This window comes from Pseudonocardia ailaonensis (genome assembly GCF_039531635.1).
GTDB classification, from domain to species: Bacteria; Actinomycetota; Actinomycetes; order Mycobacteriales; family Pseudonocardiaceae; genus Pseudonocardia; species Pseudonocardia ailaonensis.
Genome location: NZ_BAAAQK010000025.1, coordinates 66,600 through 86,476, shown reverse-complemented (window position 1 = coordinate 86,476; position 19,877 = coordinate 66,600). Strand labels below are relative to the sequence as shown.

General features: G+C 72.3%; 19 protein-coding genes and 1 pseudogene. 11 read left to right on the top strand and 9 right to left on the bottom strand.

Features of this window, described 5'->3' with window-relative positions:
• Positions 1-4: 4 nt before the first annotated feature.
• Positions 5-604 (top strand): hypothetical protein, encoded by a 600-nt coding sequence (locus tag ABD324_RS29560; protein ID WP_344424454.1) that lies wholly within the window; start codon positions 5-7, stop codon positions 602-604.
• A gap of 40 nt (positions 605-644) precedes the next feature.
• Here the strand turns inward: ABD324_RS29560 and leuA are convergent, their stop codons facing one another.
• On the bottom strand, positions 645-2,441 hold the full coding sequence (leuA, locus tag ABD324_RS29555) for a 2-isopropylmalate synthase (protein WP_344424451.1): 1,797 nt from the start codon (positions 2,439-2,441) through the stop codon (positions 645-647).
• 233 nt (positions 2,442-2,674) lie between these two features.
• Between leuA and ABD324_RS29550 the strand changes: the two genes are divergently transcribed.
• Positions 2,675-2,977, top strand: coding sequence for a hypothetical protein (locus ABD324_RS29550; protein WP_344424448.1), 303 nt, complete (start codon positions 2,675-2,677; stop codon positions 2,975-2,977).
• A 48-nt stretch (positions 2,978-3,025) separates the two neighbouring features.
• On the opposite strand, the gene ABD324_RS29545 is transcribed toward ABD324_RS29550, so the two are convergent.
• Complete coding sequence (locus ABD324_RS29545) at positions 3,026-3,580, bottom strand: DUF3558 family protein (protein WP_344424445.1); 555 nt, start codon at positions 3,578-3,580, stop codon at positions 3,026-3,028.
• Between the two features lie 31 nt (positions 3,581-3,611).
• Positions 3,612-4,817, bottom strand: a complete 1,206-nt coding sequence (locus ABD324_RS29540; protein WP_344424442.1) for a hypothetical protein — start codon at positions 4,815-4,817, stop codon at positions 3,612-3,614.
• Positions 4,818-5,019: 202 nt separating this feature from the next.
• On the opposite strand from ABD324_RS29540, the gene ABD324_RS29535 reads away from it, so the two are divergent.
• The 3 genes from ABD324_RS29535 to ABD324_RS29525 all read left to right on the top strand — a co-directional run bounded on the left by ABD324_RS29535 (position 5,020) and on the right by ABD324_RS29525 (position 7,988).
• Positions 5,020-6,288: an aspartate kinase gene (locus ABD324_RS29535; RefSeq protein WP_344424440.1), complete on the top strand. Its 1,269-nt coding sequence runs from the start codon at positions 5,020-5,022 to the stop codon at positions 6,286-6,288.
• Positions 6,289-6,291: 3 nt separating this feature from the next.
• The gene (locus tag ABD324_RS29530; RefSeq protein WP_344424439.1) at positions 6,292-7,350 is read left to right on the top strand and encodes an aspartate-semialdehyde dehydrogenase; all 1,059 of its coding nucleotides are present in this window, start codon (positions 6,292-6,294) and stop codon (positions 7,348-7,350) included.
• A gap of 131 nt (positions 7,351-7,481) precedes the next feature.
• Positions 7,482-7,988 (top strand): beta-class carbonic anhydrase, encoded by a 507-nt coding sequence (locus ABD324_RS29525; RefSeq protein WP_344424436.1) that lies wholly within the window; start codon positions 7,482-7,484, stop codon positions 7,986-7,988.
• Between the two features lie 56 nt (positions 7,989-8,044).
• Here ABD324_RS29525 and ABD324_RS29520 read toward each other — a convergent pair whose 3' ends face one another.
• A complete protein-coding gene (locus ABD324_RS29520) occupies positions 8,045-9,403 on the bottom strand; it encodes an LLM class flavin-dependent oxidoreductase (protein ID WP_344424433.1) in 1,359 nt (452 codons plus the stop codon).
• Between the two features lie 106 nt (positions 9,404-9,509).
• Here ABD324_RS29520 and ABD324_RS29515 point away from each other — a divergent pair, with 106 nt between their 5' ends.
• From ABD324_RS29515 to ABD324_RS29505, 3 genes are all read left to right on the top strand, one after another.
• The gene (locus tag ABD324_RS29515) at positions 9,510-9,791 is read left to right on the top strand and encodes a YciI family protein (protein WP_344424431.1); all 282 of its coding nucleotides are present in this window, start codon (positions 9,510-9,512) and stop codon (positions 9,789-9,791) included.
• The gene (locus ABD324_RS29510) at positions 9,788-10,834 is read left to right on the top strand and encodes a YncE family protein (RefSeq protein ID WP_344424428.1); all 1,047 of its coding nucleotides are present in this window, start codon (positions 9,788-9,790) and stop codon (positions 10,832-10,834) included. Before ABD324_RS29515 ends, ABD324_RS29510 begins: the two co-directional genes overlap by 4 nt.
• An 83-nt stretch (positions 10,835-10,917) precedes the next feature.
• Positions 10,918-11,712 (top strand): sugar phosphate isomerase/epimerase family protein, encoded by a 795-nt coding sequence (locus tag ABD324_RS29505; RefSeq protein ID WP_344424425.1) that lies wholly within the window; start codon positions 10,918-10,920, stop codon positions 11,710-11,712.
• 537 nt (positions 11,713-12,249) lie between these two features.
• Here the strand turns inward: ABD324_RS29505 and ABD324_RS29500 are convergent.
• A complete protein-coding gene (locus ABD324_RS29500; protein ID WP_344424422.1) occupies positions 12,250-13,035 on the bottom strand; it encodes an IclR family transcriptional regulator in 786 nt (261 codons plus the stop codon).
• A 40-nt stretch (positions 13,036-13,075) separates the two neighbouring features.
• Here ABD324_RS29500 and ABD324_RS29495 point away from each other — a divergent pair, with 40 nt between their 5' ends.
• The gene (locus ABD324_RS29495; RefSeq protein WP_344424419.1) at positions 13,076-14,284 is read left to right on the top strand and encodes a CaiB/BaiF CoA transferase family protein; all 1,209 of its coding nucleotides are present in this window, start codon (positions 13,076-13,078) and stop codon (positions 14,282-14,284) included.
• Entirely contained in the window at positions 14,284-14,856 is a 573-nt protein-coding gene (locus tag ABD324_RS29490) for a carboxymuconolactone decarboxylase family protein (RefSeq protein ID WP_344424416.1), read from the top strand. The genes ABD324_RS29495 and ABD324_RS29490 overlap by 1 nt, the downstream gene beginning before the upstream one ends.
• Here ABD324_RS29490 and ABD324_RS29485 read toward each other — a convergent pair.
• Together ABD324_RS29485 and ABD324_RS29480 are read right to left on the bottom strand one after the other, a co-directional pair.
• A complete protein-coding gene (locus tag ABD324_RS29485) occupies positions 14,834-15,889 on the bottom strand; it encodes an endonuclease/exonuclease/phosphatase family protein (RefSeq protein ID WP_344424412.1) in 1,056 nt (351 codons plus the stop codon). The genes ABD324_RS29490 and ABD324_RS29485 overlap by 23 nt on opposite strands.
• Positions 15,890-16,021: 132 nt before the next feature.
• A complete protein-coding gene (locus ABD324_RS29480) occupies positions 16,022-16,402 on the bottom strand; it encodes a thiol-disulfide oxidoreductase DCC family protein (protein WP_344424410.1) in 381 nt (126 codons plus the stop codon).
• A gap of 11 nt (positions 16,403-16,413) precedes the next feature.
• On the opposite strand from ABD324_RS29480, the pseudogene arsC reads away from it, so the two are divergent.
• A pseudogene (arsC, locus tag ABD324_RS29475) lies at positions 16,414-16,779 on the top strand (arsenate reductase (glutaredoxin)); the annotation flags it as partial.
• Between the two features lie 72 nt (positions 16,780-16,851).
• Here the strand turns inward: arsC and ABD324_RS29470 are convergent.
• Both ABD324_RS29470 and ABD324_RS29465 read right to left on the bottom strand, forming a co-directional pair.
• Positions 16,852-17,916, bottom strand: coding sequence for a GNAT family N-acetyltransferase (locus ABD324_RS29470; RefSeq protein WP_344424407.1), 1,065 nt, complete (start codon positions 17,914-17,916; stop codon positions 16,852-16,854).
• Positions 17,917-17,990: 74 nt separating this feature from the next.
• Positions 17,991-19,817: a S9 family peptidase gene (locus tag ABD324_RS29465; RefSeq protein WP_344424405.1), complete on the bottom strand. Its 1,827-nt coding sequence runs from the start codon at positions 19,815-19,817 to the stop codon at positions 17,991-17,993.
• Positions 19,818-19,877 lie beyond the last annotated feature (60 nt).

Here is a 19,877-nt window from a genome sequence, read left to right as displayed (position 1 = left end):
CCCGATGGATCTCGCCACCACGCGTCGCTCGCTGCACGGCGTCGCCGAGCTGCTGCTCGCCGGCCCCCAGTTCCGCACCTGCGGCACCATCCGCCTGCGGGTCACGCCCGGCGGGTTCGGGCAGGTGAACGGTCCCCTGAGGGTGGAGGGGACCGAGCTGGTGTGGGCCGAGACCGCGACGGGCCGGGCGCCGCTGGCCGGCACGTACCGCGAGCTGGCCGCGCGCGCGGGGACGGAACCCGGGGCGCCGGAGGGGGTGTACCCCGACGTCACCGGGATCTCGCCCGCCGACGAGATCGTCGTCGACGGGGAGGCCGTCGCCCTGCTCACCGCGTGGTTCGCCGCGGGGGAGCAGGCGCTGCGCGCGTTCGCCCCGGATCTCGAGCCGGTGCTCTGGCCGGAGCACCTGGATCTCGCGATCACCAAGGACGAGGTCAACTACGGCGTCTCACCCGGGGATGGTGGGCACGAGACGCCGTACGCGTACGTGGGTCCGTGGACGCCCCGCGAGGGCCCGTTCTGGAACGCGCCCTTCGGCGCGATCCACGAGGACCGGGACACCCTGCTCCCGTTCTTCCGCGACGGTGCAGCCCAGGCCTCGTGAGTGGCGATAGTCGCCAGAGCGACCATCGCCACTCACGGGGTCAGCGCATGGCCCGGTTGACCGCCGAGACCAGGGCCTTGAGGGTCGCGGAGACGATCGACGAGTCGATGCCCACGCCCCAGAGGACGGTGCCCTCGACCGCGCACTCCACGTAGGCCGCGGCGCGGGCGTCGTCGCCGCCGCCCATCGCGTGCTCGTGGTAGTCGAGGACCCGGACGTCGAAGCCGATGCCGGCCAGGGCGTCGACGAAGGCCGCGAGCGGGCCGTTGCCGCTGCCGGTGATCTCGTGCAGGTCGTTCTCCACCCGCACGGTGGCCACGATCTCGTCGCGCCCCTCGCCGTCGCTGGTCAGGCGGTGCCGGATCAGCTTGAGCGGGGTCTCGCGGCCCAGGTACTCGGTGTCGAAGACGTCCCGCATCTCCTTGGGCGACACCTCGCCGCCCTCGGAGTCCGTGACCTCCTGGATGGCCTTGGAGAACTCGATCTGCAGCCGGCGCGGCAGGTCCAGCGAGTGCTCGGTCTTCATGATGTAGGCGACGCCGCCCTTGCCGGACTGGCTGTTCACCCGGATCACGGCCTCGTACGTGCGGCCGATGTCCTTCGGGTCGACCGGCAGGTACGGCACCTCCCACGGGTGCTCGTCCACGGAGTGCCCGGCCTCGGCGGCGTCGGCCGCCATGGCGTCGAAGCCCTTGTTGATCGCGTCCTGGTGGGAGCCGGAGAAGGCCGTGTAGACCAGGTCGCCGCCCCACGGGTGGCGCTCGGCCACGGGCAGCTGGTTGCAGTACTCGACGGTGCGGCGGATCTCGTCGATGTCCGAGAAGTCGATCTGCGGGTCCACGCCCTGGGTGAACAGGTTCATGCCCAGGGTGACCAGGTCGACGTTGCCGGTGCGCTCGCCGTTGCCGAACAGGCAGCCCTCGATGCGGTCCGCGCCGGCCTGGTAGCCCAGCTCGGCGGCCGCCACGCCGGTGCCCCGGTCGTTGTGCGGGTGCAGCGACAGCACGATGCCGGAGCGGCGCTCCAGGTTGCGGTGCATCCACTCGATGCTGTCCGCGTAGACGTTCGGGGTGGCCATCTCGACCGTCGCCGGCAGGTTGACGATCATGGGGCTCTCCGGCGTCGGCTGCCAGATCGCCGAGACGGCGTTGCAGATCTCGACGGCGTACTCCAGCTCGGTGCCCGTGTAGGACTCCGGGCTGTACTCGAAGCGCCAATCGGTGTCCGAGTACTTCTCGCTGATCTGCTGGACCAGCTCGGCGCCGTCCGTGGCGATCTTGGTGATGCCCGCGCGGTCCTGCCGGAACACCACGCGCCGCTGCAGCACCGAGGTGGAGTTGTAGAGGTGGACGATCGCGTTGGGCGCGCCCTCGCAGGCCTCGAAGGTCCGCTCGATCAGCTCGGGGCGGGCCTGCGTGAGCACCTGGATCCGGACGTCGGACGGGATGGCGTCCTGCCGGATGATCTCGCGGACGAAGTCGAAGTCCGTCTGCGAGGCGGCCGGGAAGCCGACCTCGATCTCCTTGTAGCCCATGCGCACCAGCAGGTCGAACATGCGGCGCTTGCGGGCCGGGCTCATCGGGTCGATCAGGGCCTGGTTGCCGTCGCGCAGGTCGACGGCGCACCACAGCGGCGCCGTGGTGATGACCTTGTCCGGCCAGGTGCGGTCCGGCAGCGACACGGGCTCGACCAGGTCGTGGAACGAGCGGTAGCGGCCGAAGGGCATATGGCTGCCCTTCTGCTGGTTCCACGGCGCCTGGCCGGCGGGCGCGGGTACCGAGGGCGTGCGCAGGCGGCTCGAGTTCGAGGCGGTGTACGCGTCGGGAGAGACAGTCATCGCGGGAGGCTCCTGAGGGTGTGCCGATCTGGGAGAGACCGGCGCACGCCAGAACCCGCGACGAGGGGCCGGTCGGTCAGACCCCGCCGCGGCGGCGAAGGAGCAGGCGCGCCATGGGACGACTGTAGCCCGCCACCCCCGTGCGGGCGCAACCCGCCCGACACGGTGACGGTCGCTTCACCCTGCGCGACGCGCCCGATCTGTCAGGATGACGGCGACGCGGGAGGTCTCTCATGGCGGTGGGTACGACGGTGCGTCGCGGGGCGGGCCTGCTGGCCACGGCACTGCGGCTGGTGGGCACGCTGATCGTCGCGGTGCTGGTGATCCACATCGTGCTGACGCTGCTCGACGCCAACCCGGGCAACGGGCTCACCCAGGTGGTCCGGGACCTCGCGGACTACTTCAACCTGGGCCTGAACAACCTGTTCCTGCCCGCGGAGCCCAAGCTCGCCGTCACGCTCAACTACGGCACCGCCGCGATCATCTGGCTGGTCATCACCACTGTCGTCGTGAAGCTGGTGCGGCGGGTCGGCTAGCTGCCGATCCGGCCCGCGGCGCTCAGCTGCCGATCCGGCCCGCGGCGTTCAGCTGCCGATCCGGCTCTGCAGCTTCGGGACGAGCGCGATCCCGGCCTGCTGGTCCTCGGTGCCCCGGTTGCTGGCGACCTGCACGATGCAGTCCCGCGTGCCCGCGACGAACTCGATGCCGCCGTTGATGTCCCGCATGTCCTTGCCGACCACGCGCTCCGGGCCGAGCGCCGGTTCCCACTTGGGCAGCCCGTTCGTCGCGGTCCCCGGGTTCCCGACCTCGATGGTCACCGAGAAGTAGTTGTCGTTGTTCTGCCACGTGCAGCCGCTGCCGTTGGGGGTGGGGCCGTCGTTGGTGCCGATCAGGGCCTCCACCTCGGCCGCGCTGAGCAGCGCGCAGCCGTCGACGGGCTTCGGATCGGTCCCGCGGCCGGCCAGCTCGGAGGCGCTCTGCTCGGCCTCCTGCACCGCGCTCTGCACGCTGCTGCCCGCCGGGGCGCCCTGGGCGGCGCTCGCCACGGCCGCGCGCGTACTCGACGACGTGCCGCATCCGGCGACGAGCGCGGCGGACAGCGCGCCGATCAGCAGCACGGCGGCCGGGGAGATCCTCATGACGGGGTAGTCGTCCGAAAGGCCCAGAGCGTTAGATCGCGTAGGACCAGCCGGTGAGGGCGTAGGCGCCGAACCAGGCCGACACCAGCACGCACCCGACGAGCACCGCCACCCGCGTGCCCGGCCGCCGACGCGCGAGCCCGGCCGCGACCGGCACGAGCAGCGTGAACGCCGGGATCAGCAGGCGCGCCTTGGAGCCCATCAGGCCGTTGCTGCCGATGTCCATGAACAGCACGACGGCGGAGTTCACCAGCAGCGGCCACGGGTACTCCCCGCGTTTCGCCTGGATCGCCGTGACGACCAGCAGGACCAGGGCCCCGACCAGGATCGCGACGGTGCCGACCTCCATGACCGTCCGGCCGTCGCCCAGCGCCTCCACGGCGAACGAGACGGTGGCGGCACCGCCGTCGAACCGGGAGTCCCACCCGACCTGCTGGACGGTGAACCAGCCCGTCGGTGATCCGGTGCGCGCGGCGACGTACCCGAGGTACCCGAGCAGCCCGGAGGTGGCGAGCAGGCCGCCGGCCCAGGGGCGCCAGCCGTCCCGGCGCTGGACGATCGCGACGACCGCGGCGAGCCCCACGGCGGCCACCACGGCGGCCGCGGTCGGCCGCACCAGCCCGGCGACCCCGGCCGCGATCCCGGCGAGCAGCCACTGCCGGCGCAGCACCCCGACCAGCGCCCACGCCGCGCCGGCACAGAACAGCGCCTCCGAGTAGGCCATCGAGAACACGACCGCCATCGGCATGCTCGCGAACAGCGTGACCAGGACGAGCCCGACGCGGCGCGATCCGCCGGGCACCAGCTCACCGAGCCGCGCGACGCCGTAGGAGGCGACGATCCCGGCGAGGGCCGCGGCGACCAGCGCGGCCGGGAGCGACGGCAGCCCGGTGAGGAAGCGGACGAGGGAGATCGTGCCGGGATAGCCCGGGAAGAAGGCGAGGGGGGTGTCCGGGGTGCGGTTCCCGTACGCGTCGACCAGGCCGGGCGGCACCGCGTCGTAGCCGCCCTGGGCCACGCCGAGGAACCACTGGCCGTCCCAGGACCCGAGCTCGTCGCCCAGGCGGGTCCCCGAGCCCGTCGCCATCATCGCGAGGACGGCCAGCCCGACCAGCCGGACGCCGACGAACAGCCCCGCGGGCAGGAGCGCCCGGCCGATGCGCGCCCACGGCACCGCGCCGGCGCGCGCGGCCGGGATCGGCTGCGTGGGGGCGGCCTCCCGCTCGGTCGACGACATCGGGACATCGTGGCCCACGGCCGCGGCCGGCGTCGCGACGGACTGCCGTGCGCGGCCCTGCCCGGCCCCCGGTCGGGCTAAACGTGGCATCGGCCTCTGTGGCATCGGTCAAACAGGTTAACGGTGCAGCTCGCGACCGGTAGCCTCGACTTCCGACCAGCGAGAACCTAAGGCGCACTGTGCGCTGGAGAAGGAGGTCGGCGTGGCCCTCGTCGTGCAGAAGTACGGCGGATCCTCGGTCGAGAGCGCGGAGCGGATCAAGAAGGTCGCCGAACGCATCGTCCGAACCCGCAAGGAGGGTCACGACGTCGTCGTGGTCGTGTCCGCGATGGGTGACACCACGGACGAGCTGACGGACCTCGCGGAGCAGGTGTCCACCGGGGCCCCGCCCCCGCGCGAGATGGACATGCTGCTCACCGCCGGTGAGCGCATCTCCAACGCGCTGGTGGCGATGGCGATCCACTCCCTCGGTGCCGAGGCCCGCTCGTTCACCGGCTCGCAGGCCGGGATGCTCACCACCAGCAAGCACGGTGACGCCCGGATCGTCGAGGTGAACCCCTACCGGCTGAAGAACGCGCTGGCCGAGGGGCAGATCGTGCTCGTCGCGGGGTTCCAGGGGATGAGCGAGGACTCCAAGGACATCACCACGCTGGGCCGCGGCGGCTCGGACACCACCGCCGTCGCGCTGGCGGCGGCGCTGAACGCCGACGTCTGCGAGATCTACACGGACGTCGACGGCATCTACTCGGCCGACCCGCGGATCGCGCCCAAGGCGCGCCACCTCGACACGGTCACCTACGAGGAGATGCTCGAGATGGCCGCGTGCGGTGCCAAGGTGCTGCACCTGCGGGCCGTCGAGTACGCCCGTCGCTACAACGTCCCCCTGCGCGTCCGCAGCAGCTACAACGACAAGACCGGCACGCTCGTCGCCGGCTCGATCGAGGAGATTCCGTTGGAGAACCCCATCATCACGGGGGTGGCGCACGACCGGTCCGAGGGCAAGATCACCGTGACCGGTGTGCCGGACACCCCCGGCATGGCCGCCCGCATCTTCCGTGTCGTGGCCGATGCCGACATCAACATCGACATGGTGCTGCAGAACATCTCCAACGCGGCGGACAAGAAGACCGACATCACCTTCACGCTGCCGCGCTCTGAGGGCCCCAACGCCATCGCGGCGCTGGAGCGGTCGAAGGAGCAGATCGGCTACGCCGAGCTCATCTACGACAACGAGGTGGGCAAGGTCTCGCTGGTGGGCGCGGGCATGCGCAACCACCCGGGCGTCACCGCCAAGTTCTGCGAGGCGCTGTCCGACGCCGGCATCAACATCGAGACGATGAACACCTCCGAGATCCGGATCTCCGTGATCTGCCGCTCCGACCAGCTGGACGACGCGGTGCGCGCGCTGCACGCCGCCTTCGAGCTGGACTCCGAGGAAGAGGCCGTCGTGGCGGCCGGGACGGGACGGTAGGAGATGGCACAGGCACCGGTTCTGGCCATCGTGGGCGCCACAGGCGCCGTCGGCACCACCATGATCGACATCATCAACGCGCGCCCCGAGGTCCCGTGGGGCGAGATCCGGCCCATCGCGTCGGCGCGCTCCGCGGGCAAGGTCCTGCAGATCCGCGGCGCCGGGGTCGAGGTCCAGGTCCTGTCCCCCGAGGCGTTCGACGGCGTGGACATCGCGCTGTTCGACGTCCCGGACGAGATCTCGGCCGAGTGGGCCCCGATCGCCGCCGCCCGCGGCGCGGTGGCCGTGGACAACTCCGGCGCGTTCCGCATGGACCCGGACGTGCCGCTCGTGGTCCCCGAGGTGAACGCCGACCAGGCCGCCAACCGGCCCAAGGGGATCATCGCGAACCCCAACTGCACCACGCTGTCGATGATGGCCGCGATGGGGGCGCTGCACCGCGAGTTCGGGCTCGAGGCGCTGGTCGTGGCCTCGTACCAGGCCGCCTCCGGTGCGGGCCAGCCCGGCATCGACCGGCTGCAGGCGGAGCTGTCGGCCGTCGCCGGCAAGGACCTGGGCTCGGTGTCCGGCGACGTCGCCGCGGCCGTGGCCCCGCTCGGGGACGACTCCCCGTTCCCGGCTCCGCTGGCCCTGAACGTGGTGCCGTGGGCGGGCTCGCTCAAGGACGACGGCTGGTCGTCCGAGGAGCTCAAGGTCCGCAACGAGTCCCGCAAGATCCTGGGCATCCCGGACCTCAAGGTGTCCGCGACCTGCGTGCGGGTCCCGGTCGTCACCACCCACGCGCTGTCGGTCCATGCGACCTTCGCGCGCGAGGTCACCGTCGAGGCGGCGCACAAGGTCCTGTCCGCGCAGCCCACGATCGTCGTCGACGACGACCCGGCGAACGGCGTCTGGCCGACCCCCGCCGCGGTCGTCGGCCAGGACCCGACGCACGTCGGCCGGGTCCGCCAGGCCCTGGACTTCCCGAACACCCTCGAGCTCTTCGTGTGCGGCGACAACCTGCGCAAGGGCGCCGCCCTGAACACCTACGAGATCGCGGAGACCATCGCCGGCGAGTTCTGAGCCGTCGCTGACCGTATGAACGGCACTGTCGTGCACACCTGCTGCACGAAAGTGCCGTTCGTGCGTTTCGGGGGCGTGAGATGGGGCGCCACGCCGGGACGTCCGCCGTGCTCGTCGGCAATCATGGGCGGGTGAGCAACGAGGAGCTGCTGAAGCGGTACGAGGACGGCGGCGGGCAGCTGGCCGCCGCGAACGCGGAGGGACTGGCGGTCCCGCCGTCGCTGCACGTCGCGATCGTGACGTGCATGGACTCGCGGATCGACGTGTTCGCCCTGTTCGGCATGAAGCTGGGCGAGGCGCACGTCCTGCGCAACGCGGGCGGGGTGGTGACCGAGGACGTCATCCGCTCGCTGTCCATCAGCCAGCGCAAGCTGCAGACCCGCGACGTGCTCCTCGTGCAGCACAGCGGGTGCGGGCTCGCGACCTTCACCGACGACGACTATGCCGAGGCGCTCGCGGACGAGACGGGGATGCGCCCCTCGTGGCGCACGCACGCGTTCCGTGACCCGGTGGTGAGCGTCCGCCGTGGCGTCCGCCAGCTCCGGCACGATCCGTTCCTGCACCCGGACACCCGGGTCCGCGGGTTCGTGCTGGACATCGAGAGCTTCAACCTGCAGGAGGTCTTCCTCGACGGGTGACCCCGGGACGAACGGCGCGCTCGCCCGGCAGGCGCGGGCGAGCGCACCGTTCGCGCTCAGCGGCGGAAGCCGCCCGCCATGTGGGTGGCGGGGATCCGGTTCTCGCCGAACAGCTTCTCCCGGAAGGTGCCCGGGGCGTACTCGGTCTTGTAGCGGCCCCGCTCCTGCAGGATCGGGACGACCATGTCGATGACGTTCTCGTAGGTCTCGTGCGCCACGATCCGGGCGACGTTGAAGCCGTCGAGGTCCGTCTCGTCCATCCAGCGGCACAGCTCGTCCGCGATCTGGGTGGGGCTGCCGATCATCGCCATGTTGGTGCCGCAGAGGGCCTTCTCCTCCAGCACCTGCCGCAGGGTCCACTTGTTGCCGCGGGTGAACATCTCCAGGGCGGAGCGGTTGGCGTCGTTCTCCTCGTACTCGATGGGCTTGTCCACCGGGTAGTTCGACAGGTCGATGCCCATGATCCCGGACATCGTGGCGATGAGGCCCTCGAAGCTCGTGTACCGCAGGTAGTCGTTGTAGCGGGCCCGGGCGAGCTCCTCGGTCTCGTCCACGAAGATCGAGACGCCGGCGAAGAAGCGGGCCGACTCGCGGCTGCGGCCGACGGCCTCCAGCTCCTTCGTCATCGTGACGATCTTGTCCCGGACGATGTCCGTGGTGGTCCCGTTGAGGTACATGCCCTCGGCGTGGGTGCCCGCGAACCGCCGGCCGCGCTCGGAGCCGCCGGCCTGGAAGAGCACCGGGGTGCGCTGCGGGGACGGCTCGGTGGCGTGCACCGCGCGGAACTTGTGGAACTCGCCGTCGAAGACGATCTCCTCGACCTTCGACGGGTCCGCGTAGACCCGGCTCGCCTTGTCCTTGACCAGGGAGCCGTCCGCCCAACTCTGCTCCCACAGCCGGTAGACGGCCTCGCAGAACTCGTCCGCCATGTCGTAGCGCCTGTCGTGGGCGATCAGGCCTTCCAGGCCCATCGCGCGGGCGCCGCTGGCCAGGTAGCTGGTCACGATGTTCCAGCCGAGCCGGCCCTCCAGCAGGTGGTCGAGCGTCGAGATCCGGCGCGCGAACTGGTACGGCTGCTCGTAGGTGCAGCTGCCGGTCATGGTGAAGCAGAGGTTGTCGGTCACCGCGGCCATCACCGGCAGCAGGACGGCCGGGTCGACGCTGGGGGACTGGCAGCCGTTGCGCAGCGCGCCGTCCTTGGTGCCTTCGTAGACGTCCGGCATGCCGTAGACGTCGGCGAGGAACAGGTTGTCGAACAGTCCCCGCTCGAGCAGCTGCGCGTACTCCGCCCAGTACTTGATCGACGTGTAGTCGACGGCCTTGTCCCGCGGGTGCGCCCACAGCCCGAAGGACTGGAAGCTCGGGTTGCCCTGCTCCAGGGCGTTGAAGCGGATCTCCTTCTGCGTGCCTGCCACTACCACTCCTCGTCTCAGCACCCTTGCTCGCACAGTGAGCGTAGCAACCACACAATGATAGTGGGAAGCGCTGGACGACGATGCCTCCGCGGGGAATGATGCGGCCATGTTCGTCTGCCTGCTGACCTATCACCGCGAGATCGACCGCGAGGGACCGCTGTTCGCGGCGCACAAGGCGTTCGTCGCGGAGAACGCCGAGGCGCGCCGCTTCCTCTGCTCCGGCCCGCGGGTCGGCGTCGCCGGTGGGGCGATCGTCGCCTACGGGGACGACGAGGCCGCCGCCCGCGCGCTGTTCGACTCCGATCCCTTCGTCGTCGACGGCACCGCGACCTACGAGCTGCACCAGTTCACGGTGGGCATGGTCGACCCGGCGAGCGGGCTGGCGTGAGCGGCGACGTGCTGCTGGTCGCCAGCCAGTTCGGCCAGACCCTGGACTTCTTCGACGCGACGACGCTGGAGAAGGTCCACACGATCCCGGACCTGATCGCGCAACCGCACGAGATGGCGTTCGACGCCGGCCGCCGGCTCGCGTACCTCGCCCACACCTACCGCGCCGGCGCCTACAACGAGGGCAAGCCGAAGGCCCACGAGATCAGCGTGATCGACGTGGACGCGCGCGCGGTCGTCGACGTCATCGACGTGAGCCCGTACGAGGCGCCGCACGACGTGGAGTACGACCCCGCGGCCGACCTGATCTACACGGGCGTCGAGCGCGGGGAGGCGGGCAACGGGATCCTGGTGATCTCCGCGGCCTCCCGCACGGTGGTGGGCGCGATCCCGTTGACGGCGCCCAACGCGCACTGGGCGGCGATCACCCCGGACGGTGCGAAGGCCTATGTCGCGCACAAGGAGGCGCCGGTCGTCTCGGTCGTCGACCTGCGGTCCCGGACCCAGCTCGGCGAGATCGCCTCGGCCGGCGGTGCCGAGGAGGTCGACTGCTCGCCGGACGGGCGCTTCGCCTTCGTCGCGACGCCGATGATGAGCCTGGTCGTCAACGTCTCGAAGGGGCAGCTCACCAAGGCCGAGCCGCCGCCCGGCACCCCGTCGCCGAGGCTGCTGAAGATCGACACGGCGACCGACGAGGTGGTCGGGCAGCGGGAGTTCGACGAGTACCTCTCCGCGTTGCGGGTCACGCCGGACGGGCGGGTGCTGGTCACGGAGTTCCGCTTCGGGGACGCGGGGCCGGTGGCGGGCCGGGTGCATGTCGTCGACCCGGAGACGCTGGAGCTGCTCGCCTCGGTCGAGGTCGACGAGCTGCCGTTCACCACGCGGTTCTCGGCGGACGGGGGTACGGCGTACGTCGCCAACCTGAAGACGGGTTCGGTGTCGGTGATCGACCTGGGGACCTACTCGGTGCGGGCACGGCTGGACAACAACATCGGCCCGGGTTTCGGGGGCTCGCACGGCATGGCTCTGGTGCCGGGCCGGTGAACGGGCCTGCGAGCGGGGCGTCGGCAACGAGCGAGCCTGCGAGCGAGTCATCGGCCCGGGGCCTTCTCGACCGCACCGACCTCGTGGCCAGCTACTTCACGCTGACCGGGGCGCACATGGCGCAGCCCCCGCGGCACCCGCTGGAGGATCGGGTGCGGGCCGCGGCGGAGGCGGGCTTCACGGGGATCGCGCTGTCGCCTGCCGAGCTCGCCCTGTACGGGGGTGCGGTGGGAGCGGTGGCCGCGGCCGTCGGCGGGTTCCCGGTGCCCGAGATCGAGCCGCTGAAGGGCTGGGACTCGGGCGGACAGGGCGACGAGGACGCCGTGTTCGCGCTGGCCGGGACGTTCGGCTGCCGTCAGGTCACCACGATCCAGCTGGTGTCGGACGTCCCCGCGGACCTCCTGGCGGAACGCTTCGCCGGGCTCTGCGCCAGGGCGGCGGAGCACGGCCTCGTGGTCGGCTTCGAGCCCCGGGCGAACTCCGCGGTCTCGACGCCCGCGCAGGCCGCGGCGCTGATCGAGGCCTCCGGGGCGGGCAACGCCGGGATCGTGCTCGACGCCTACCACGTGCACCGCGCCGGCGTGACCCTCGCGGATCTCGAGCCGGTGGCGGGGCTGGTGGCCTCGGTGCAGCTCAACGACATGCTCGCCGCCCCGCGTCCCGACCCGGCCGAGGACGCCCTGGAGTTCCGGCTCGCCCCGGGCGCCGGGGCGATCGACCTCCCTGCCTGGCTCGCCGGTCTCGCCCGTCTGGGCATCGACGTCCCCCTCGCGGTCGAGATCATGTGCAGGGAGGTCAACGCCCTGCCGGTCGAGGAGGCCGCGAAGTGCGCTGCAGAGGGCGCCCGAGCAGCGCTGACAGCAGCCAGGTCCTGCTGATCTTCCGTTCTTCGCAGCGGCCCGAGCGGGCTTGGCAGCAGTGGGGCCCTGCTGATCATCGACCGTGCTCGCCCATGGGCACCGCGGGTGCAGCCAGGCTCTGGTGATCATCCCCCGCAGTGATCACCAGGACGCCACTGCTGATCGATCAAGGAAGAATTGCAGCTGAGTCCTGTTGATCACCCGTCAAGAGCATCCGGGCACTGGTGATCACTCGTCGCGGGAGCTCGAGGTGGCCAGGCTCGCGCTGGCCGTGGTCAGGTCCTGGTGATCATGTGGCGGCACACCGACAGCGCACTCAGGTCCTGGTGATCATCGGCTGCGGGTGGCCCCGGCGCGCTCCTGCCCTGGTGATCTCTCCCCGCGGCGATCACCAGGACGTCACTGCTGATTGATCAAGGAAAATGCACGCCCACGTCCTGATGATCATCGACAGGGGAGCGCTCAGGTTCTGATGATCACCGGCGGGGGCGCTCAGGTCCTGGTGATCACCGGTGACTGGAGGGCGGCCCGCCTGTCGCGGTGATCATCAGGACCTCAGGGCTCGCGGACCCAGGGGGCGATCCGGCGGGCCGCGTCCTCGAGGTCCGGGACGCACTTCTCGACGGCCTCGGGGGACAGCCTGGTGGTCGGGCCCGACAGGGTGAGGGCCGCGACCACCCGCTCGCCCGACCGCACCGGCACCGCGACCCCCGTGACGCCCGAGATCAGGCCGTCCCGCTGCACCGACCAGCCCTGGGCGGCGGCCTCGCGCAGGCGTGCCAGCAGCTCCACGCGGGAGCCGTCGGCGTGTCGGGCCCGGTCGATCAGCGCGGTCTGCTCGGCCGCCGGGAGCCCCGCCATCAGCACGTCCCCCGTCGCGGTGCCGACCAGCGGGATCGCGTCCCCGACCGGGACCACCCGGCGCAGCTCGTGCCGCGAGTCGACGGAGGCGATGCAGACCCGGACGTCCTCGCGGCGGACGTTGAGCGAGGCCGTCTCGCCGGTGCGGTCCCGCAGGTCGGCCAGCACGCGATGGATCGTGGCCATCGCGTCCCCGCCCTCGCGCGCCGTGCGGACCAGCCTGAACACCCGTGCGCCGAGCAGGTAGCTGCCGTCGTCGAGCCGGTCGAGGAGCTGGTCCTCGGCGAGGTCGCGCATGATCCGCGACACCGTGGACAGGGACAGCCCGGTCCCGGTCGCGACCCGGGCAGCGCTGGCAGGCACGTGGGCCTCCGCGACGCACTCCAGGATCGCGACGACCCGCTGCATGGACCGCACGTGCATCCCCTCCACCGCGAGCGTACTGGGCTTGACGACGTGGCCGAGCTTTCCTACCGTCATCTCATCTGGCAAGCGTAGCGCTCATTGGATGGGAGTTCGGGTGTCCGCACTGGACGGCGTGACCGTCGTCGACCTGACGCAGATCGTGAGCGGGGCCGTCACCAGCATGATGCTGGCGGACTTCGGCGCCGACGTGATCAAGATCGAGCCGGTGGGCGGTGAGACCTATCGCAGGGCCGGCTACGAGCTCCACGGCCCGGGCGGCGCGACGAACCTGAACATCCTGCGGTTCACGCGCGGCAAGAAGAGCGTCGAGCTGGACCTCAAGTCCGAGCGCGGCACGGAGATCCTCGCCGAGCTGGTCACACAGGCAGACGTGCTGGTGGAGAACTTCCGCCCCGGCGTCCTGGCCCGGCTGGGGTTTCCGTGGGAGCGGCTGCACGAGCTGAACCCCCGGCTCGTCTACACCTCGATCAGCGGCTTCGGGCACGACGACGTGCTGCCCAGCCCGTACCGGGACCTGCCCGCCTACGCGATCATCGCCGAGGCCATGGCCGGGCTGACCCACCTGGCGGGGGAGAAGGACCGCCCGCCGGCCTGGATGGGGTTCGCGATGTCGGACATCTTCTCCGGCACCTGCGCCTTCGCGGGCACCCTCGTCGCGCTGCGGGACCGCGACCGCACCGGCGAGGGCACCCGCGTGGACATCGGGATGTTCGACGCGTCCCTGCTGATGAACGACCTGCCGATGGCCTACCAGGAGCACCTCGGCGAGTCGATGGGCCGCGGGCAGTACGCATTGCAGTCGCCGTGGGGCCCCTTCGAGACGACCGACGGCTACGTGATCGTCGCGGTGCTCAACGGCCGCGAGTGGGCCGCGCTCTGCGAGTGCATCGACCGCCCCGACCTGGTGGACCACCCGGATCTCGGGACCGGGCACCAGCGGTCGAAGGCGCACGAGACGCTGGTCCGGCCGGCCGTCGAGGAATGGACGCGCACGCGCACCCGCGCCGAGGCCGTCGCCGCGCTGCAGGCCGCCCGGGTACCCTCCGCCCCGGTCAACACCACCGAGGACCTGCTCGACGATCCCCAGGTCACCGCGAGGGGGATGCGGCAGGACACGCACAACCGCGAGCTCGGCACGATCCGGACCGTCGGGAACCCGATCAAGGTCGCGTCGTCGCTCGTCGGGCAGGAGGAGGCCGTGCTGCCCGGTCTGGGCGAGCACACGGACGAGGTCCTGCGTACCAGACTGGGCCTGGACGACGCGGCGATCGCCGCGCTGCGCGAGTCGAAGGTGGTCGGCTGATGCCCTACCCGCACGCGTCCGCACCCCGGGTCGCCCCGGTCGAGGAGCCGGCACCGGAGGTCGCCGAGGCACTGGCCAAGACCTTGACCGGCGGCGACGGCGTCCCGCTCGCGATCTTCCGGACGATGGCGCGCCATCCCCGGATGATGAAGCGGTTCAACGTGCTCGGCGGCTTCTTCCTCACCCGCGGCGACCTGCCGGCCCGCGAGCGCGAGCTGGTCGTGCTGCGCACCGCCTGGCGCAGCGGTTGCGAGTACGAGTGGGCGCAGCACGTGCTGATCGGCCGCGACGCCGGCCTCACCGACGCCGAGATCGAGCGCATCGCCACGGGCGGCGAGTGGTCCGAGGTGGACGCGGCGCTGCTCCGGCTCGCGGACGAGGTGCTGGCCGAGGCGGACGTCACGGACGCGACCTGGTGGGAGCTCGCCGAGCACTACACCGACGCGCAGCTGTGCGAGCTGGTGCTGCTCGTGGGCTTCTACCGGATGGCAGCCGGCTTCCTCAACGCCGCGGGCGTCGTCAAGGAGGACCGGCTGCCGTCCTGGCCGGTCAGGGCACCCGGAGGGTCGTGAGGATCGGGCGGTGGTCGCTGCCCGCCCCCTCCTCCACCGCGAACGACTCGGCGGCGATCCCCGAAGTCCCGAGCACGTGGTCGATCTGTGGGCCCACCCAGCGCGGCGCCCAGGTCGGCCAGCTCGAGGTCAGCCCCTGACCGGCCTGGGACGCGGCGTCGCCGCAGCCCGCCGTGCCCTCACGCATGACGGAATGGTCGAACGTCGCGTTGAAGTCGCCGGCGACGATCGTGGGAGTGGTGGCACCGCACCACTGCTGCACGCCGAGCAGGTCCTCCTTCCACTGCCCCACCCCGTACCCGGGCGTGGGGGCCACCGAGTGGAAGCCGACGAACCGCAGGTCGCCGAGCGCCCCGCCGGTGGCCGTCACCGAGCGGAACGTGACGTCGGACGGGGCCACCTCGAACTGCACGTCGCCCAGCCGGGCGGCCGTGAACACGGTGACCCCCGAGACGTCCGGCTGCCTCGTCGTGACGGACGAGCGCGAGCGGTAGCCGAGGTCCTCGATCAGCGGGGCCAGCTTCTGACGGAAGCGCTCACCGGCCTCGGGCAGGGCGATCAGGTCCGGCTTCTCGGCGTGGATCAGCGCGGCCAGGGTGGTCACGTCCGCCCGGCCCTCGTAGACGTTGTAGGAGAGGACCTTCAGGGTCGAACCGCCCGCAGGTACCGGGTCGGCGATCGTCCGGGGCAGCAGGAAGGCCCCGGAGGTGAGGGCCAGGGCGAGCGCCGCCGCCGTGAACGGCCAGAGCATCCTCACCTTGATCGTGATCAGGCCCAGTACGACGACCAGTGCCGCGACGGCCAGGAACGCCATCGGGCGGAAGGCGCCCAGCTGCGCGAACGGGCTGTACTGGTCCAGCCCGAACCAGCGGTCCGGCAGGACGACCACGGACAGGGCGAGCCCGAGCAGCGCGGCGATCACCAGCCGTGCGGTCAGCGAGGGGCGCCGCCGCGTCGGTGCGGGGCGGGCAGGCGGGGGCTCGTCCGCGCGGTCGGCCGCGGGGACGGACGGGTGGCTCGGGGGCGCGCTCAACGCTCTCCCTCGCCGCGCGAGGTCGGTGCGTCGCGCAGGCGCGGTGTCGAGGATTCGCTCATCGCCGTTCAGTCTGCCCGAGTGCGCGGTGCGCACGGCGCGGTCACTCAGCGTGTCTTCAGGTCGGACTTTTCAGCAGACGGACGGGTGCCGGGTGCACCACGGCGAGGTGCCCGGCAGCCGCCCCCGGTTGCGGGCGACCCATGTGTAGACCCGGTCCTGCAGCGCGGTGGTGCGGGCGTAGAGCCGCTCGGGCAGCGGATGGCGCAGGGCCACGGCCAGCGCGGCGTTGACGGCTGCGGCGCCGGTGAGCACCCGGCCCTCCGCGGCGAAATGCAGCGTGGCCTTGCAGGCCTCGCGGGTGGCGCCGACCCGCTCCGGCACTCCCGGCGCCTGCAGCGGCAGGGAGGTGATGCGGGCGCCCCGGTCGAGCAGCCGCAGCCAGCCGAGGCTGCGCGTGCAGAAGCCGCACTCGCCGTCGAACACCAGCAGGCCCTCATCCGGGATCGGCATCCTGCCAGGCTATGCCGGCCGGGAGAGCCGGCTGGGACACTGGGCCCGTGGACGCGACGATCTGGCACAACCCGCGCTGCTCCAAGAGCCGCGGTGCCCTGGCCCTGCTCGAGGAGCGCGGCGTGGACGCGACCGTGGTCCGCTACCTCGACGAGGCCCCGTCCCGGGCGGAGATCGAGCGGGTCCTGGCGCTGCTGGGCACGGACGACCCGCGCGCGATCGTCCGCACCGGCGAGAAGATCTACAAGGAGCTCGGCCTCGCCGGCGCCGACCGGGACGCCCTGGTGGACGCGCTGGCCGCCCATCCGGTGCTGATCGAGCGGCCCATCGTGATCGTCGGTGACCGGGCGGTCGTCGGGCGGCCGCCCGAGGCCGTCCTCACGCTCCTGCCCGAGCGGGATGATCCTCGCCGACCCGGGCTGAGCTGCGGACACTCGCCGCAGGCGGGATCAGCGCGAGGCCGGCGCGGCGGTCCGGACCGGGGCGAGGAGGCGGGCGCGGACCTCGAGAAGGCCCTCCGGGGCGAGCTCCGCGGTGGGGCGCATCCCCGCGCGGCGGAGCAGGCGGGTGAGCTTCATGTTGCGGCCGTGGGTGGTCGCGAGGATCTCGTCGCAGCCCTGCTCGGTGGCGATCTCCGCCGCCCGCCGGACCAGGGCCGTGCCCAGGCCCCGCTCCTGCCACGCGTCCTCGACCAGGACCGCGAAGGTGGCGGGCTCGCCTCGGCGCCAGCCGACGTCGACCATCCCGACTGCGCTCCCGCCGTCCGGGGTCACCGCCAGCAGGGTGCGCCGCCGCGCGTCCGGGCCGACCAGGCGGCTCAGCTCCTCCTCGTCGAGCCGCGGGGCGGCGGAGAGGAAGCGGCCGTTGCGGCTCTCGGGGGTGCAGCGCGCGTTGAGGGCGGCCACGAGCGGGGCGTCCGTGGGCACGGCGGTGCGCAGCCGGACCTCCGACCCGTCGCGCAGCAGCAGGACCGGGTCGAGCTGCGCGACCAGCCGCGAGGGCGAGCCCGTCAGCGACAGCTGCGCGGCCAGCTCCAGCAGGGCCGCGGCGCGGGAGAGCTCCGTGGCGGTGAACGCCCAGGCCCGGCCGAGGTGCACCGTCGACCTCCCGACCCGCAGGGTGTGCACGTGGCCACCGGCCGCGGGCGCGCCGGGATCGACGATCCGGGCCCGCAACAGCGTGGCGACGGCCTGGGGCGCGCTGCCCGGGTCCGCCGCGACCATCCGGGCCAGGGCCAGCGCGGTCGTCGCGCCGTCGGCGAGCTCGGCCGCGTCCGCCCGCACCAGGAGCGTGCACGGGATGCCGGCCTGCTCGACCGCGGCGACGACGCTCGCGGGCTCGACCTGCTCGGGGATCTTGACGAGCAGCTCGTCCGTGACCGATCCGTCGCCCGCGGGTTCGCCCACCACGTGCAGGGACAGGATGTTGCAGCCGGCCCGGCCGATCGCCGCGGCCAGCTCACCGAGCCGGCCCGGCCGATCCTCCAGCTCGACGTGCATCCGCCAGAGCGCCACCGAAACCGCCTCCTCGCCGATTCACCCCCATCGTGGCCGCGGCGCGTTACATGATCGTGACGGGGAGATGACCGCTACTCGCCGGGAACTGTGATCCCGGCCAGGGCGCGGCGGGCGAAGTCGATCTCCGTGCCGATGTGTCGCAGGGTCTCGGCCACGACGAGCGAGCCGTGTCCGGCGTCGAAGCGGGCCACCTCGTAGGGCAGGTCGCCCCGGGCGGCCAGGCCGTCGAGGTAGTTGTCGATCTGGCGGATCGGGCAGCGCGGGTCGTTCTCCCCGGCGAGGACCAGCACCGGCGCCCGCACCTCGGCGAGGTACGTGAGCGGCGACGCCACCCGGTAGGTCTCGGGCACCTCCTCGGGCGAGCCCCCGAACAGGGCGCGGTCGAAGGCGCGCAGCTGCTCCATCTCGTCCTCGTACGCCGCGAGGTAGTCCGCCACCGGCACCCCGCCGATCACCGCGGCCCAGCGCTCGGGCTGGGTCCCGGCGGCCAGCAGCGCGAGGTACCCGCCCCACGACCAGCCCTCGACCACGCAGCGGGCGGGATCGACCAGCCCCGAGGCGACGACGGCGTCGTACACCGCTGCGACGTCCTCGAGCTCGGTGAGCCCCGGGCGTCCCTCGATCGCGTCCCGCCAGGCCGAGCCGTAGCCCGTCGAGCCCCGGTAGTTGATCTCGACGACGGCGAACCCGGCGTCCACCCAGGCGGCGCGGGCGGCGCTGAAGCGGTCCTCGTCCGCGGCGTGCGGGCCGCCGTGCAGGGAGAACACCGCAGGATGCGGGCCGGGCCCGGGCGGGGAGGCGATCAACGCGTGCACCTCGCCGACCCACAGGTCCGCGACCGGCACCGACCCGGGCGCGGGCTCGCCGGGCGGGGTGAGCAGGCTGCGGTCCGTGCCGTCGGGGTGCAGCGCGCGCACCGCGGACGGGACGGCGGCGGAGGAGGCGGTGTACTCGACGGTCCCGTCCGGCCGCACGTCCGCCGAGCCGATGCAGCCCGGCGCGGTCCCCAGCTCGGTGAGCGCACCGCTCGTGAGGTCGTAGCGGAACAGACGGGTGCGGGCGGCGTGGGTGTGCCAGACCAGCAGGGCCGAGGCGTCCGGGTAGAAGTCGGCGTCGAGCTCGCCGGGCAGATCCAGCGCGAGCTCGCGCTCGGTGTCCGCCGCGACGTCCCAGATCAGCAGCTCCTCGCGGCCGCGGCGCTCGTGGCCGACCAGCAGCCGCTGGTCCCCGCGGACGGGGGAGAAGGAGATCGGGTTGAGGCCCTTGCCCGGGCCGTCGGACTTCTCGGCGACCGTCTCGCCGTCGAGGGTCAGCACGCGCAGGGCCGGATGCCGCGAGTCGCCGTGCTCGGAGTGGGAGATCGCCAGCAGCGTCTCGTCCTCCGACAGGCCGCCGACGCCGGCGTCCTCGCTGTGCTGGTAGACCCGGGCCACGGGACCGTCGCCGCGCCGCACCCAGACCGAGGTGCCGTCGTCCGTCGACGTGCCGACGGCGACCGTCTCCCGGCCGATGTCCAGGCCGGCCGGGTAGCCGTCCTCGACGCCGGGCAGCGGGTTCACGGGCTCCGCGGGGCCGGCGAAGGGCTCGCTGACCCAGTGCCCGAACTCGTCACCGTCGGTGTCGGAGAACCACCAGATGTGCTCGCCGTCCGGGGTCACGGTGGCGTAGTACGTCCCGGCCGGGCGGGTCGTGACCTGGCGGTGGAGGTCCGTGGACCGGTCCCAGGAGTGCACCTGGGTGGTGCCGCTGGCGTTCGACGAGTAGACGCTGCGGTCCGGTGCGTCGAGGGCCCAGGCGGGGCGGGACATGCGGACCGCGGTGAAGCGGGCGCGCCAGCGCTGCTCCCGCTCGTCGTCGAAGAGCCGCTCGGGGACGGGGGCGGCGGGGTGCGTGGTCACACCGGAGATCCTGCCCGATCGCGTATCGGGGGAAACCCTGATCCGTGACGGGCGTCGCGC

Excerpts from the sequence above, each read along its gene's own strand:
- ABD324_RS29560 (WP_344424454.1), top strand. The coding sequence starts at position 5 with ATGGATCTCGCCACCACGCGTCGCTCGCTGCACGGCGTCGCCGAGCTG.
- leuA (WP_344424451.1), bottom strand. The coding sequence starts at position 2,441 with ATGACTGTCTCTCCCGACGCGTACACCGCCTCGAACTCGAGCCGCCTG.
- ABD324_RS29550 (WP_344424448.1), top strand. The coding sequence starts at position 2,675 with ATGGCGGTGGGTACGACGGTGCGTCGCGGGGCGGGCCTGCTGGCCACG.
- ABD324_RS29545 (WP_344424445.1), bottom strand. The coding sequence starts at position 3,580 with ATGAGGATCTCCCCGGCCGCCGTGCTGCTGATCGGCGCGCTGTCCGCC.
- ABD324_RS29540 (WP_344424442.1), bottom strand. The coding sequence starts at position 4,817 with ATGTCGTCGACCGAGCGGGAGGCCGCCCCCACGCAGCCGATCCCGGCC.
- ABD324_RS29530 (WP_344424439.1), top strand. The coding sequence starts at position 6,292 with ATGGCACAGGCACCGGTTCTGGCCATCGTGGGCGCCACAGGCGCCGTC.
- ABD324_RS29515 (WP_344424431.1), top strand. The coding sequence starts at position 9,510 with ATGTTCGTCTGCCTGCTGACCTATCACCGCGAGATCGACCGCGAGGGA.
- ABD324_RS29500 (WP_344424422.1), bottom strand. The coding sequence starts at position 13,035 with ATGACGGTAGGAAAGCTCGGCCACGTCGTCAAGCCCAGTACGCTCGCG.
- ABD324_RS29490 (WP_344424416.1), top strand. The coding sequence starts at position 14,284 with ATGCCCTACCCGCACGCGTCCGCACCCCGGGTCGCCCCGGTCGAGGAG.
- ABD324_RS29480 (WP_344424410.1), bottom strand. The coding sequence starts at position 16,402 with ATGCCGATCCCGGATGAGGGCCTGCTGGTGTTCGACGGCGAGTGCGGC.